The sequence below is a fragment of the Streptomyces mutabilis genome, from assembly GCF_014649815.1.
GTDB classification, from domain to species: domain Bacteria; phylum Actinomycetota; class Actinomycetes; order Streptomycetales; family Streptomycetaceae; genus Streptomyces; species Streptomyces mutabilis.
Genome location: NZ_BMTT01000217.1, coordinates 1 through 593, shown reverse-complemented (window position 1 = coordinate 593; position 593 = coordinate 1). Strand labels below are relative to the sequence as shown.

1 protein-coding gene is annotated in these 593 nt (G+C 34.6%); it reads right to left on the bottom strand.

Going from position 1 to position 593, the window contains the following annotated elements; translation table 11 throughout:
- On the bottom strand, nucleotides 1-593 hold a 593-nt coding region (locus IE142_RS40095; protein WP_191889479.1), incomplete at both ends, for a serine aminopeptidase domain-containing protein.

Here is a 593-nt window from a genome sequence, read left to right as displayed (position 1 = left end):
AGACTTTCTCTTTTTCTTTATCAATGGTAATCACATGACCTGAATGTTGATACCATTTGATTTCTTTTTCATCAGAATCGACATGATTATATATATAATTTGCTGATTGAGGATCAATCATTGTATCTTGTTCTGCTTGTACGACAAGTATTGGATCAATTACTTCATCGACATGTTCTTTAACTCCATTTAGAGTGTCACTCAGTTCTCTCAGGGTTTCAGTTGGATGAAATTGTTCCATTTCTTGATCAATCGTTTGTTGATCTTTGCCTTCATATTTTTTAAAGTTACGTGCATATTCAAGAAAGCCTTCATAAATCGAACCTTCTGTTTTATTCTCCATAGGTGCACACATAGTTATAATCCCCTTCACATCACGATTTAAACTTAGTTTTAATGCGAAGGCGCCACCTAATGATAAACCAGCTACTGCTATTTCTTCGTAACCTTGATCTACTAAATAATCATAACCATCTAAAACATCTTTAAACCAAACAAAAGGGCTAGATTTTAATATTTCTTCTGGGGGCGCTGCATGTCCTTCATATTGTGGAGCATAAGATGTATAGCCCTTTTTTTGAAGATAACGCCCA